The following is a 14,456-nucleotide window of genomic DNA, read 5'->3' on the forward strand; positions in this document are numbered from 1 at the left end:
TTATTTTTTATGCACTTAAATCTGCTGTCCATTTTAAATACACGGTCCAAACGTTTTTTTTCTACCCTAAAAAAAGAGACTTCTAAAATTACTCCTTTTTTTAAAGAAAAAATATCGATTTGTCACTCCTTGTTTTCGATTCCGGTACCTATCGGGACGATCTCGAGCGGGACAGTTTTGCTATTTGCATTTTTGATATTCAGTTTGCAAAAGACCTTTTCGCAGGAAAAAAAACAGGATAGTATAAAAAGACCTAAGATAGGATTGGTATTAAGTGGCGGAGGCGCAAAAGGATTTGCACATATTGGTGTTCTAAAAGTGCTGGAAGAAGCAGGAATCAAAATCGATTATATTGGCGGGACCAGTATGGGGTCTATAATTGGGGGTCTTTATGCTTCCGGCTACAACGCCTCTCAAATTGACTCTATTTTTAAAAGAACCAATTTTGATGAACTGATCAATGATTATATTCCGCGTTCATCCAAAAACTTTTACGGTAAAAAAAATGACGAATTATACGCCATCGTTTTACCCTTTAGCAATTTTAAAGTCGGCATTCCCGAAGCACTCTCAAAAGGAATGTACAATTACAACTTATTGAGCAGTCTTACCAGAAATGTGCGTCATATAAGAGACTTTAATAAACTCCCAACCCCATTTTTGTGTATTGGTACCAATATCGAAACCGGCGAAGAAGTTTTACTGAACAAAGGAAATCTGGTTCAGGCAATGATGGCAAGTGCGGCATTTCCTTCGTTGTTTACGCCTGTAGAAATCGACGGCAATTTGTTGGTCGATGGCGGTGTTGTAAACAATTATCCCATAAAAGAAGTTCGTAATCTTGGCGCCGACATTATTATTGGTGTGGATGTACAGGATGATCTAATGAACCGAAAAAACTTAAAAAATGCAACCCGAATATTAGTTCAGATTACCAATTTGCAATCCATTGATAAGATGAAAAGCAAAATAAAAGATACAGATGTCTACATTAAACCGGACATTCGCGATTATGGTGTTATTTCGTTCGACAAAGGAGAAGAGATTATTAGAAAAGGAGAAGAAGCTGCTTTTGCCGTTTATGAAAAAATTAAAACATTGACGAATGAAGAGACTTTTTATAAAAAACCAAAATTAAAAATTGCAACTGATACTATCGAGATAAACAAAATAAACAACGATAGATTAGACAATTACACAAAAGAATACATTCGCGGAAAACTCCGTTTCAAACCCGGAAGCACTATTACGTATGATGATCTTAAAACAGGAATCAATAATCTAAACGCTACTCAAAACTTTAGTACGATCTCTTATTGCCTGCAACCGGATGGCAAAGAAGATGATCTGGATCTTGTACTGAAAGAAAACCCAACGCAAACTTATCTAAAACTTGGATTGCACTACGACGGATTGTACAAGAGTGCTATTTTATTGAATCTTACTCATAAAAAAACATTCCTGAAAAATGATATTACATCACTGGATATAATTTTAGGCGATAATTTTAGATATGACCTTAATTATTATGTCGAAAATGGTTTTAATATTAGTTTTGGATTTCGTTCCAGGCTCAATCAGTTTAATCGAAATGTAACCACCAGTATTAGCAACATCTATACGAATAATCCAAATGTAAACCTGATCAATGTTGACTTTATGGATGTTACCAATCAGGCGTATTTTCAAACCATATTTGTTCAAAAATTTTTAATGGGCGGAGGTATTGAATATAAGTACCTGAAAATAAACTCCCCAACCCTTTCTAATACAGAAAACATTATTGACAAGAGCAGCTATTTTAGTCTTTTTGGTTATTTAAAATATGACTCGTTCGATAATAAAAGTTTCCCACACAGAGGGGTTTATTTTTCCGGAGATTTACAGACTTATTTAGCTTCATCAGATTACACCAAACTGTTTAAACCATTCTCGATAGCAAAAGCAGAAATTGCCTTTGCCCGAACTTTATTTAGAAAAGCTACTATTAAAATTGGGGCAGATGCCGGATTTAATATTGGCAGTGACAGCGTTCCCTATTTTGACTTTATATTTGGAGGCTATGGTTACAACAAAATCAATAATTTCAATTATTTTTATGGATACGATTTCTTAAGTATTGCCGGAAATAGCTTTATAAAAACAGACATAACTTTAGATTATGAACTTTTTAAAAAGAACCACGTCAACGTTTCGGCAAATTTTGCCAATTTAGGCGATGACATTTTTACTACTGTAGACTGGGTTTCAATGCCCAAATATTCGGGATATGCCGTTGGTTACGGATTAGAAACTATTATTGGTCCCATCGAGATCAAACAATCATGGTCTCCGGAAACATCAAAAAGCTTTACATGGTTCAGTATAGGATTTACGTTTTAAGCTGATTTTTTATAAATATTTTATGTTATAAATAATATAATATGTAATTTTGATCAATAAAAATTACGACATTTGTTATAATGAAAACAAAATGGACAGGTTTATTAGAGTATCTTCAATTCCTTATTAAGAGAAATCCGGAATAAAAGGCTAATCGAATTAAGATCATAATAGTCAATTGAAAAATTAGACTGGTAACTGTTCGCAATTCTTATTTTTTCGAATTATCTAATCTACAAATTATCTAATAGAAAAGCCATGCCATTATATCATAAACTTGGAAATTTCCCTCAAAAAAGACACACCCAATTCGAAAAACCTAACGGAGGTTTTTATTACGAACAATTATTTGGCACCGAAGGTTTTCACGGACATTCTTCTTTATCTTACCATGTTCACAGACCAACTCAGGTAAAAGAAATTTTAAACTCCTACTCTGTTGAGCCAAAAATTGCAATTGGAAAAAACATAAAATCATTACTTTTTAAAGGTTTTGAATTAAAACCTGAAAATGATTTTCTGGACAGCCGCAAAGCAATGTTAGTCAACAAAGACTGTATTATAGGTCTGGCTGCTCCCAAAGAATCACTTCGCAATTATTTCTATAAAAATGCCGATGCCGATGAAATGCTTTTCATCCATAAAGGAAAAGGAAAATTAAGAACCATGTTGGGTAATATTCCTTTTGAATATGGTGATTACCTCATAATTCCGCGTGGTATTATTTACCAGATAGAATTCGAGACCACAGAAAACCGACTTTTTTATGTCGAATCTTTTGCTCCTTTTTATACCCCAAAACGTTATAAAAACCAATCCGGGCAACATCTGGAACATTCACCATTTTGCGAACGTGATTTTATTTTGCCAAATGAGCTGGAAACACACGACGAAAAAGGCGACTTCCTGATCAAGATCAAAAAAGAAGGAATACTTCATGAAGTGGTTTATGCTACTCATCCTTTTGATGTGGTGGGCTGGGACGGTTACAATTTTCCATACGGATTTTCGATTCATAATTTCGAACCCATCACCGGACGTGTACACCAACCACCACCAGTACATCAAACTTTCGAAACAGCAACTTTTGTTGTTTGTTCCTTCTGCCCAAGACTTTATGATTATCACCCAAAAGCAGTTCCTGCGCCGTACAATCATAGCAATATAGATTCAGACGAAGTGCTGTATTATGTCGATGGTGATTTTATGAGCCGTAATAATATCGAGCAAGGTCATATTACTCTGCACCCAAAAGGAATTCCGCATGGTCCTGCACCAGGAGCAATGGAGCGTAGCATTGGTCATAAAGAAACCCATGAGTTAGCCGTTATGGTCGATACTTTCCGCCCACTTATGGTAACGGAAGAAGCGATGGGACTTGATGATGGTCAGTATTATAAATCCTGGACGGAGTAATAATTAGATAATTTAGGAGCTATTTCCTGCTATCATTCCAATCTTTTTTATTGCAGAAAAAGCAATAAAAAAGGATTTTCCCTTCTATCAGGGCTAAAAAACAAATCTTAAAAACAACACTTCGGTTTTTCCAAATAAACGGTTAACCGATTAAACAAATAAACATTATGTCAAAAGAAGTAAAATCAGTAGAATACGGATTAGAAAAAATCTTCGAAGGAGCACAAGATTTCCTTCCGTTATTAGGAACAGATTATGTAGAATTCTATGTAGGAAATGCAAAACAATCTGCACATTATTATAAAACAGCTTTTGGATATCAGTCATTAGCATATGCAGGATTAGAAACCGGAGTAAGAGACAAAGCCTCTTATGTTTTAAAACAAGATAAAATCAGAATTGTTCTGACAACGCCATTAACACAAGATTCACCCATTCATGCACACCTTCAAAAACACGGCGATGGTGTAAAAGTTGCTGCTCTTTGGGTCGAAGATGCCAGAAGTGCTTATGAAGAAACCATAAAACGCGGCGCTCGTTCGTTTATGGAACCAACAGTCGAAAAAGATGAATTTGGAGAGGTGGTGCGTTCCGGAATTTATACCTACGGAGAAACGGTACACATCTTTGTAGAAAGAAAAAACTATACTGGTGTTTTCTTGCCAGGATACAAAGAATGGAAATCAGATTACAATCCGGAACCAACAGGTCTAAAATATATTGACCACATGGTGGGCAACGTAGGCTGGAACGAAATGAATACCTGGGTAAAATTCTATGAAGACGTTATGGGATTTGTGAATTTCCTGTCTTTTGATGACAAACAAATTACCACAGAATATTCGGCATTAATGAGTAAAGTAATGTCTAACGGAAACGGAAGAATTAAATTTCCAATCAACGAACCGGCTGAAGGAAAGAAAAAATCTCAGATCGAAGAATATTTAGATTTTTATGGCGGACCCGGAATTCAGCATATTGCTATTGCAACTGATGATATTATAAAAACAGTATCGCAATTGAAAGCACGCGGAGTTGAATTTTTATCTGCTCCTCCGCACACGTACTACCAGGCAATTCCTGAAAGACTGGGTGTTCATATGGATATGATGAAAGAAGACATTAACGAAATTGAAAAACTAGCGATCATGGTCGATGCCGATGAAGATGGCTACTTATTACAAATATTTACAAAGCCGGTTCAGGACAGACCAACGCTTTTTTTCGAAATTATTCAAAGAATGGGGGCAAAAGGATTTGGCGCAGGGAACTTTAAAGCCCTTTTTGAGTCAATTGAGAGAGAGCAAGAATTGAGAGGAACTTTGTAAAAACAGAATATTTTTGCATAAAACAGAATAATTCTCTGTAAAGTGATGCTTTTTATGCAAATGTTATGTTAAACTTGCCTTTTGCTATTTCTTTTTTGAACTTTCTGCATATCTTTGCACTCGCAAATCAAGAAGGGGTGGTTTCCTTCTGAATTGATATAAATTTCATAATTTATAGTTTTTTGGTTAGTTAATAGCATAAAAACTCAGTCATTTCTTGACTGAGTTTTTTTGTTTTGGTACATTTGGAATAGAATTTGCATTTCTTTATCTTTATAATGAAATGTAAAAATTGTACTATGAAAAAGATAATCCTACTCCTGTTAGTTCTCACCACACTAAGTTTCGACTCTGCAAAAGAAGATGCATTCGATACTGGAGAATATTTCAAATTCCGAATTCACTACGGAATCATAAACGCAGGTTATGCCACTCTCGAAATAAAAGACGCCACCATCAACAACAAAAAAGTGTTTCATGCTGTGGGTAAAGGTTACACAACCGGAATGTCGAAACTTTTCTTTAAGGTCGAAGATTTATACGAAAGTTACTTTGACAAACAAACAGGAAACCCTTATCGTTATGTTCGAAAAATTGACGAAGGCGGTTATACAAAAGATCAGGAAGGGCTTTTTAACCAAAACGAAAACAGAGTTTTAGTAAAAGACTACAAACGCAAAACCGAAAAAACAATTATCATAACAGATAATGTTCAGGATATTATTTCCTCTTTTTACTACTTAAGAAATCATCCTAATATCGACAAACTGAAAGCTGGCGAGGCTATAACAATCGACATGTTTTTTGATGAAGAAATCACAAAATTTAAGTTAAAATATGTAGGCCGTCAAGATATTACAACTAAATTTGGAACCGTTTCTACCATGATGTTTAAACCATTGGTACAAACAGGACGAGTTTTTAAAGAAAAAGAAAGCGTAACGCTCTGGATCACAGACGACGACAACAAACTCCCAATTAGAATAAAAGCAGACCTTGCCGTTGGATCACTTAAAGCAGATCTCGACGAATATAAAGGATTAAAAAATCCATTTAAAGTAAAAAAATAATGAATACCACAGATAATTCTGAATCAATTCTAAAAGAAATTGACCTTAAATTTCAAGCCATAAATCAAAAAACTGAGGTTCAGTTAGAAGGATTACTTTGGTCCAAACCAATTACTTATTGGGATTACATTCAGACTGACGCTCTTTTAAGTTTACAAACACAACGTACAACACTTCCTGACGAAATGGTTTTTATCATGTATCATCAGGTAAACGAATTAATTTTTAAAATGATTTTGTGGGAAATTGATCAAATTGCTGATACACAAAACATTCAGGCAGCTTTTTTTAGTGAGCGATTATCCCGTGTTACCCGTTATTTTGACATGCTTACGAACTCATTCAGTATTATGGAAAACGGAATGGAGATCGACCAGTATATGAAATTTAGAAATACTCTAACTCCTGCAAGCGGTTTTCAGAGTGCACAATACAGATTGATAGAATTTGCATCGACAGATGTTATCAATCTAACAGATCGCAGGTACAAAGAAAACTTTGACGAAAACACGGACTTAGAAACCAGCTTTGAACACTTGTATTGGCAAGCCGCAGGAAAAGATTATCACACCGGCGAAAAATCATATTTGCTTAAAGAATTCGAAAATAAGTACAAAGAACAATTTTTAAGACAAATAACGACGTTTAAAACAAAAAATATTTGGCAAAAATTCACACAATTACCGATAGAAGATCAGCAAAACCAAGAATTAATTCAAGCGATGCGTCACTACGATAAAACCGTGAATATCACTTGGGTAATGCAACATTTGAACACCGCCAGAAAATACATTTTGGAAAGCGGAAAAGGTAATGGGGAAGCTACAGGAGGAAGTGACTGGCAAAAATATATGCATCCAAAATACCAAAGACGCATCTTTTTTCCTAAATTGTGGACCGAAGAAGAATTGTCCAATTGGGGAAATGAAACAACCACTTAATTTCCTAAAAAAAATTTAAAAGTTTGAAAAAAGCATTTGTACTTATAATCTTAGCATTTTCGATATTTTCTTGTAATAAAACCGCTGAAAAAGTTGAAAATAAAATTACTAAACCCAAAACTAAAAAAGTAGAATTTGGTTTTAATTATGCTGATTTTAATGTTCTTCAGGATACCATAAAAAAGGGAGATTCTTTTGGATCTATTTTTCAAAAGCAAAATATTGGTGACAAAAAAGTATTCGACATTGTTGAGCAGGTAAAAGATTCTTTTGATGTGCGCACTATTCGCTACAACAAACCATACACAATTCTTCGATCAAAAAATAAAACCAACAAACTACAGGTTTTTATATATCAGCCGGATGCATTGACTTATTATGTAGTCGATTTTCGCGATAGTATTGCCAAAGCTTATAAAAAAGTAAAACCGGTTACCTTAAAACGTAAAATTATTGGTGGTGTTTTAAAAAGTTCTTTATCCGAAACCTTAGGAAACGAAAGTGTAGAAACAGCTCTTGCCGGCAGAATTACAAAAATATTCTCGTGGTCTATTGACTTTTTTAAACTTAAAAAAGGAGATCGTTACGGATTAATTTTTACAGAACGTTTTATAAATGGCAAAACCTATGACGGTGTTGAAGACCTTGAGGCTGCGTTTTTTGAATATAAAGGTAAAATCGTCTATGCATTTCCGTTTGAAAGGGATACCACTTCAGGGAAAATTGAGTATTATGATGATCAGGGAAAAACATTGAAAAACTTTTTCTTAAAAACACCAATCAAATTTAGCCGAATCACTTCGCGATTTACTGCAAACAGATTTCACCCGGTACAACATACCTGGAAAGCACATAAAGGAACCGATTATGCGGCTCCAACCGGAACGCCAATTTCAACAACTGCATCCGGAATTGTAGAAGCAACGGGATATACAGCAGGAAACGGAAACTTTGTAAAAGTAAAACATAACGGGACCTACTCTACTCAATATTTGCACATGTCCAGAATTTTGGTTCGCCGCGGACAACGTGTTACCCAAGGACAAACCATTGGCTTAGTAGGGAGCACAGGATTGGCGACCGGACCACACGTTTGTTACCGTTTCTGGAAAAACGGGGTTCAGGTAGATGCGCTGCTACTTAATTTACCAACAGGAGAATCTCTGACAGGAAATGACAAAACACGTTTCATGAAACAAATGGAACCTCTAAAAAGAGAACTGGACAGTATTGGGAATTTGTAAATCTATTATATAGAAAGAAAAATGAAAAACGAACGTCTTAAAGCAATTTATAATGAAACTTTTTCAGGCTTAAAACTATATTACAGAGACACCAATCTTCCGGAAAATTTAATTTCAAATTATAAAGTTGGGCAAATAATTCAGGAAAAAGGCTTTACTGATATGAGTTCTATGGGAGGCGGACTTTCCGGTAATTTAAGATATTTAATTGCCAGTGCCCACCCAAAAGATTTATCGAAATTTAATCCTGACTCAGCAAAAATTGGTCACTTTTTATTAGACACTATCGCCTATTTTAAAGTATTGGACATTCAGAAAATTGACAATAAAACTCAGGTTTTTCTTTTGAATATTCCCGATAATTCGATTACACTTTTCAAAAACTCATCTTCAAATCTCGAAGAAGAGATTATAGAAAAAGCACGGAAAAAATTTAGCGATAAAATCAATTCCACTTTAGTTCCGGAATTACAAACTGAAACCTGGAAAGAAAGAACAAAATCTCCTCTTGGAATAAATGATAATGGAGAACTGTTTTTTGACGATTCTAAAATCAAAATTGAATCCCCGAAAAGAATCGAAATTGATGCTGCCAAAAAAAACTATCGAAGTCAATAAAAAGCCGTGGTGGAGAATTTGGTAGTAACCTCATAAAACGTTTTCGCAACTAATTGTTATATAATTGCAAAGCTTTAAGCTATTAAAAGTTATTTCAGTATTTTTGTTTTTCTAAAAAAATAAATAAAAATCTTCAATATAAAATACAAATGGCTTTAAACACAACAAACCCAACCGGGACTGAAGCGTGGAAAAATCTGCAAAATCACTATAACGCAATTCACGAAACTACACTACAAGAATTGTTTCAACAAGACAGTACCCGTGTTGAAAAATTTAATTTGCAATGGAATGACTTTTTGGTCGATTATTCTAAAAACAATATTAGTCAGGAAACGCTTTCTCTTTTATTAGAATTAGCAAATTCTATTGGATTAAAAGATGCCATCTCACAATATTTTGGTGGCGAAATCATCAACCAGACCGAAAACAGAGCTGTTTTACACACTGCTTTGCGTGCTCCGGAATCAGCAGTTATAAAAGTTGATGGAGAAAATGTGATTCCGGAAGTTTACGAAGTAAAAAATAAAATCAAAAAATTTAGTCACGAAGTTATTTCCGGAGAAAGAAAAGGTTTTACAGGAAAAGCATTTACTGATGTTGTAAATATTGGTATTGGAGGTTCTGACCTTGGTCCGGTTATGGCGGTTGAAGCTTTGCAGTTTTACAAAAATCATTTAAATCTGCACTTTGTTTCCAATGTTGATGGTGATCATGTAAATGAAATCATCAAAAAATTAAATCCGGAAACAACATTGTTTTTGATTGTTTCTAAAACTTTTACCACACAAGAAACATTATCTAATTCTGAAACCATTAAAGAGTGGTTTTTAAAATCGGCATCGCAGGAAGATATTGCAAAACATTTTGTGGCAGTTTCTACTAATATACAGAAAGTAACTGAATTTGGAATTAACCCTGACAACGTTTTCCCGATGTGGGATTGGGTTGGAGGAAGATTCTCTTTGTGGAGCGCCGTTGGTTTAAGCATTAGTTTAGCAATTGGTTTTGATCATTATAATGATTTATTATCAGGAGCGAAGGAAATGGACGATCACTTTAAAGCGGCAGAATTCGACGAAAACATTCCGGTAATTTTGGCTTTGATAGGTGTTTGGTACAACAATTTCTTTGGAGCAGAGAGTGAAGCTTTGATTCCGTACACACAGTATTTACAAAAACTTGCTCCGTATTTGCAACAAGCAACTATGGAAAGTAACGGAAAAAGTGTTGGTCGTGACGCAAAACCTGTCAACTATCAAACCGGAACTATTATTTGGGGAGAACCGGGAACCAATTCGCAACATGCCTTTTTTCAATTAATTCATCAGGGAACCAAATTAATTCCAACGGATTTTATTGGATTTGTAAAACCATTATATGGTAATGAAGATCATCATGATAAATTAATGTCTAACTTTTTTGCACAAACAGAAGCTTTGCTACACGGAAAAACGGCAAAACAAGTTCAGGCTGAATTTGACAAGCAAGGGCTATCGGCAGAAAAAGCTTCTTATTTATTACCTTTTAAAGTTTTTACCGGAAACAAACCAACTAATACGATCTTAATTCAAAAATTAACGCCAAAAAGTCTGGGTTCTCTAATTGCTTTGTACGAACACAAAATTTTTGTTCAGGGTGTGATCTGGAACATTTTTAGCTTTGATCAATGGGGAGTAGAACTAGGCAAACAGCTGGCAAATTCTATTTTGGACGAAATTAATACCAAAACCGTAAAAACTCATGACAGCTCTACTTCGTTTTTATTAAATTATTTTTTAAAGAATAAATAGCGTCTCTACACTCCAGATTCGCAACAAACTGAAGCGCCTTAATTTAGCAAAAATTAAGGCGCTTTTTCGTATAAATGAACGCGCAAAATGCCAAAAAACGTCTATTATTGAAGGTTTTACGCTACAAGACCATCAAAATTATTATCATTTTAACAAAATACAGGGTCTTAAAATCAAAAAAACGTTATTTTATTTAATAAAAAAAGGAAAAATCACTTTAATTCTTAACAGATTAAATAAAACTGATCTTTCTTAACATTTTGATAACACTATCTGATTTAAATGTTATAATTTTGCCAAAAACAATAAACTAATAACAAATGAAGACAATGAAAAATTGGTTACTCACTGGACTATTGTTCATGATAGTTTCAACCGCATTTTCTCAAGGAAAGATTTCAGGTATGATTACTGACGGCGTGGGCTCATTACCAGGGGCAAACGTAGTTATCAAAGGATCTACAACTGCTACTTCTACAGATTTTGATGGTAAATTTACTCTTAATGCAACAACTAGTACAGGAGAAATCGTTATTTCTTTTTTAGGTTACCAAAATCAAACTGTAAGATTTTCAGTAGCAAATGGTGCTACTACAAATCTTGGAACAATCGTTTTGACTTCTAATTCAAACGAATTAAGCGAGATTGTTGTAAAAAGCACAATCGTTGACATTGCTAAAGACAGAAAAACTCCGGTTGCTGTTTCTACAATCAAAGCTGCTGAAATTCAGGAAAAATTAGGAACTCAGGAATTTCCGGAGATCTTAAGAAACACTCCTTCAGTATATGTTACTAAATCTGGTGGTGGATTTGGAGATTCCAGAATTAACATTCGTGGTTTTAACCAAAATAATATTGCTGTTATGATTAACGGTATGCCAATAAACGACATGGAAAATGGTTCTGTTTTTTGGAGTAACTGGGCTGGATTATCAGATGTTACATCTGCAATGCAGGTTCAAAGAGGTTTAGGTTCGTCTAAACTTGCTACTCCTTCTGTAGGAGGAACAATTAACATTGTAACTAAATCTTCAGATAAAAAAGAAGGTGGATCTTTCTCTTCAGGTTTTGGAAACGGAAGAAACTTTAAAATTCAAGGTTCTTACAATACCGGTAAATTAGATAATGGTCTTTCGGCTTCTATCTTATTATCTCAAACAATGGGAGATGGTTATGTAAACGGAACTAGTTTTGAAGGTTCTAACTATTATGTTGCCTTAGGATATGGAAACAAAAGTGGTACACATGATTTTCAATTTACAGTAACAGGTGCTCCACAATGGCACAACCAAAGATCTACTGTATCTACAATTGCTACTTACCAAAAATATGGTTCACTTAGCGATCCAAACATTAGATATAATGCTGATGCAGGATACTTAAATGGTGAAGCATACAACATCAGAAAAAACTATTACCATAAACCAATTGCCTCTTTCAACTGGGATTATAAAATAAACGAAACTACAAAACTTTCTTCTGTTCTTTACGCGTCTATGGGCCGTGGAGCTGGTGCAAGTGCTACAGGTGGTATCGGTGGACTAGTATACAACAGCCCTAACTTCTTAACAGGAGACGGTTCTGTTGATTACAACAAAATTCAGGCTTGGAACTCTGGTCAGGGTCAAGTAAACTTTAACGGAGCTAACAGAACAAGAACACAAATTGGTGGTGTTTACCAAAATAGTTCTTCAACAGGTAGAACCGGAGCAGGAACTACTGCATCTCCTTATGTTTACAATACTACATCAGGTATCTCACAAACTTCTTCTATCAACTCTCATGACTGGTTTGGAGCAGTAGTTAATTTAAACAAAAAATTAACAAACACATTGACTTTAGATTTTGGTATCGATGCCAGAACTTACACAGGATATCACTTTACAGTAGTAAATGATTTATTAGGTGGTGGTGAATTCTACGATAACACTGTTGCAGATTTAAAACCAGCCGGAAGACACGTGACATCAACTTATGCTACAGATGTTCAATGGAATGTTTTCGACAAAAAAACTTACGACAAAATATCTTTTAACAGTACTGGAAAAGTAAGATGGTACGGTGCTTTTACTCAATTAGAATATTCTAAAAATGACTTAACTGCATTTGTTCAGGGAGCAATCTCTCAACAAGGATTTAAAAGAGAAGATAACTTTGTTTACGCTACAACTGACCCATTATCCTCTACAGATTACAAAAACATCTTAGGTGGAAACGTAAAAGGTGGTGCTAACTACAACCTTAACGAGAAAAACAATGTTTACGTAAATGCTGGTTATTATTCAAGACAACCATTCTTCAATTCAGTTTATCCAAACAACAGATCAACTGTAAACCCTAACCTTACTAATGAAAAAATCATTGGATTTGAAGCTGGATATGGTTTCCGTTCAAAATTTTTCAACGCTACTGTAAACGTTTACAATACAACCTGGAACGACAGATACTTAAAAGGGAACGCATTACCAAGTGATGCAAGTACTTATACAGAATATGTAGGTCTTAACGAAGTTCACTCTGGAATTGAATTTGAAGGAAGTTCAAACATTACAGAAAAATTTAAAGTAACAGGTATGTTCTCTTACGGAATTTGGGAATATAAAGGAAACGCAACTGTTAATGCTTATTACCAGGCAGACAACACTCCGGTTGCAGGATATATCGCAACTCCTGTATACATGGACAAAGTAAAAGTAGGTGATGCTGCTCAAATGACGGCTTCTTTAGGAGCTTCTTACGAAGTTTTAACAAGAGTAACTGTTGATGCTAACTACAACTTTAACGATAAATTATATGCTGGATTAAGCCCTATTAACTTCTCTTCTCCAACCAACAAAGGAGCATTAGAATTACCTTCTTATGGTTTAATGGATGCTGGTTTCTCATACAAAATGTTAGTAGGTAAAGACAAAGACAAATCTGTAAACTTTAGATTAAACGTTAATAACGTATTCGACAGAATCTACATTGCTGAGTCCAGAACAAACATTTTTGCTGATGACAACGTAAGCTCAACAAATGCTGCATTAGGAACTTATACAACTAATAACAGACTTTACAAAGGGGTAGCAGATGCTAACCAGGTATTCTTTGGTTTTGGAAGAACTTGGAACTTTGCTCTACGTTACGATTTCTAAAATTTAGAATCTAAATAAATAATAAAACGGCATTGACTTTTAGTCTAATGCCGTTTTTTTTATACCCTTTTTTGCTATATTTGTTTTAACAAAAAAATTAATTTATGTACAATTTTCTACAAAAATTCCATTCTGGCTGGGCTTATTTAGCACTGTTAGTTTTACTAATTGCAGTCGTGAATGCTATCATTGGACTTACTTCTAAAAAAGAGTTTACCGCTAAAGACCGCAAAATTGCCTTATTTGCCTTAATAGGAACCCACACTCAATTATTGATCGGAATACTACTTTATTTTGTTTCTCCTCTTGGGAAAGCAGCGTTTGGACAAATGTCGAATGCAGCACTTAGACTAACTTCGTTAGAACACCCGCTAATCAACCTTATTGCTATCGCTTTGATAACGATTGGATGGTCAAAACATAAAAAATTAATCAATAGCGAAGCTAAATTTAAAACTTTTGCTATTTATTACGGAATCGGATTATTGCTTATTTTAAGTAGAATTCCATGGAACCTTTGGTTCTAA

10 protein-coding genes are annotated in these 14,456 nt (G+C 34.6%); all 10 read left to right on the forward strand.

Annotated elements, in window-relative coordinates:
* Positions 1–9 precede the first annotated feature (9 nt).
* The 10 genes from B0A64_RS07205 to B0A64_RS07250 all read left to right on the forward strand — a co-directional run bounded on the left by B0A64_RS07205 (position 10) and on the right by B0A64_RS07250 (position 14,456).
* A complete protein-coding gene (locus tag B0A64_RS07205; protein ID WP_244285369.1) occupies positions 10–2,382 on the forward strand; it encodes a patatin-like phospholipase family protein in 2,373 nt (790 codons plus the stop codon).
* 258 nt (positions 2,383–2,640) lie between these two features.
* A complete protein-coding gene (locus B0A64_RS07210; protein ID WP_089478844.1) occupies positions 2,641–3,798 on the forward strand; it encodes a homogentisate 1,2-dioxygenase in 1,158 nt (385 codons plus the stop codon).
* 167 nt (positions 3,799–3,965) lie between these two features.
* Positions 3,966–5,126: a 4-hydroxyphenylpyruvate dioxygenase gene (hppD, locus tag B0A64_RS07215; protein WP_089478845.1), complete on the forward strand. Its 1,161-nt coding sequence runs from the start codon at positions 3,966–3,968 to the stop codon at positions 5,124–5,126.
* Between the two features lie 299 nt (positions 5,127–5,425).
* On the forward strand, positions 5,426–6,196 hold the full coding sequence (locus B0A64_RS07220; protein ID WP_089478846.1) for a DUF3108 domain-containing protein: 771 nt from the start codon (positions 5,426–5,428) through the stop codon (positions 6,194–6,196).
* Positions 6,196–7,137 (forward strand): tryptophan 2,3-dioxygenase family protein, encoded by a 942-nt coding sequence (locus tag B0A64_RS07225; protein ID WP_089478847.1) that lies wholly within the window; start codon positions 6,196–6,198, stop codon positions 7,135–7,137. Before B0A64_RS07220 ends, B0A64_RS07225 begins: the two co-directional genes overlap by 1 nt.
* A gap of 23 nt (positions 7,138–7,160) precedes the next feature.
* Positions 7,161–8,381, forward strand: coding sequence for a M23 family metallopeptidase (locus B0A64_RS07230; protein ID WP_089478848.1), 1,221 nt, complete (start codon positions 7,161–7,163; stop codon positions 8,379–8,381).
* A 21-nt stretch (positions 8,382–8,402) separates the two neighbouring features.
* Complete coding sequence (locus tag B0A64_RS07235; protein WP_244285370.1) at positions 8,403–8,999, forward strand: hypothetical protein; 597 nt, start codon at positions 8,403–8,405, stop codon at positions 8,997–8,999.
* Positions 9,000–9,148: 149 nt separating this feature from the next.
* Positions 9,149–10,792: a glucose-6-phosphate isomerase gene (gene pgi / locus B0A64_RS07240; RefSeq protein WP_089478849.1), complete on the forward strand. Its 1,644-nt coding sequence runs from the start codon at positions 9,149–9,151 to the stop codon at positions 10,790–10,792.
* A gap of 320 nt (positions 10,793–11,112) precedes the next feature.
* Positions 11,113–13,929 (forward strand): TonB-dependent receptor, encoded by a 2,817-nt coding sequence (locus B0A64_RS07245; protein ID WP_089478850.1) that lies wholly within the window; start codon positions 11,113–11,115, stop codon positions 13,927–13,929.
* 104 nt (positions 13,930–14,033) lie between these two features.
* The gene (locus B0A64_RS07250) at positions 14,034–14,456 is read left to right on the forward strand and encodes a hypothetical protein (RefSeq protein ID WP_089478851.1); all 423 of its coding nucleotides are present in this window, start codon (positions 14,034–14,036) and stop codon (positions 14,454–14,456) included.

It is taken from the genome of Flavobacterium araucananum (assembly GCF_002222055.1).
In the GTDB taxonomy this organism is placed as follows: Bacteria; Bacteroidota; Bacteroidia; order Flavobacteriales; family Flavobacteriaceae; genus Flavobacterium; species Flavobacterium araucananum.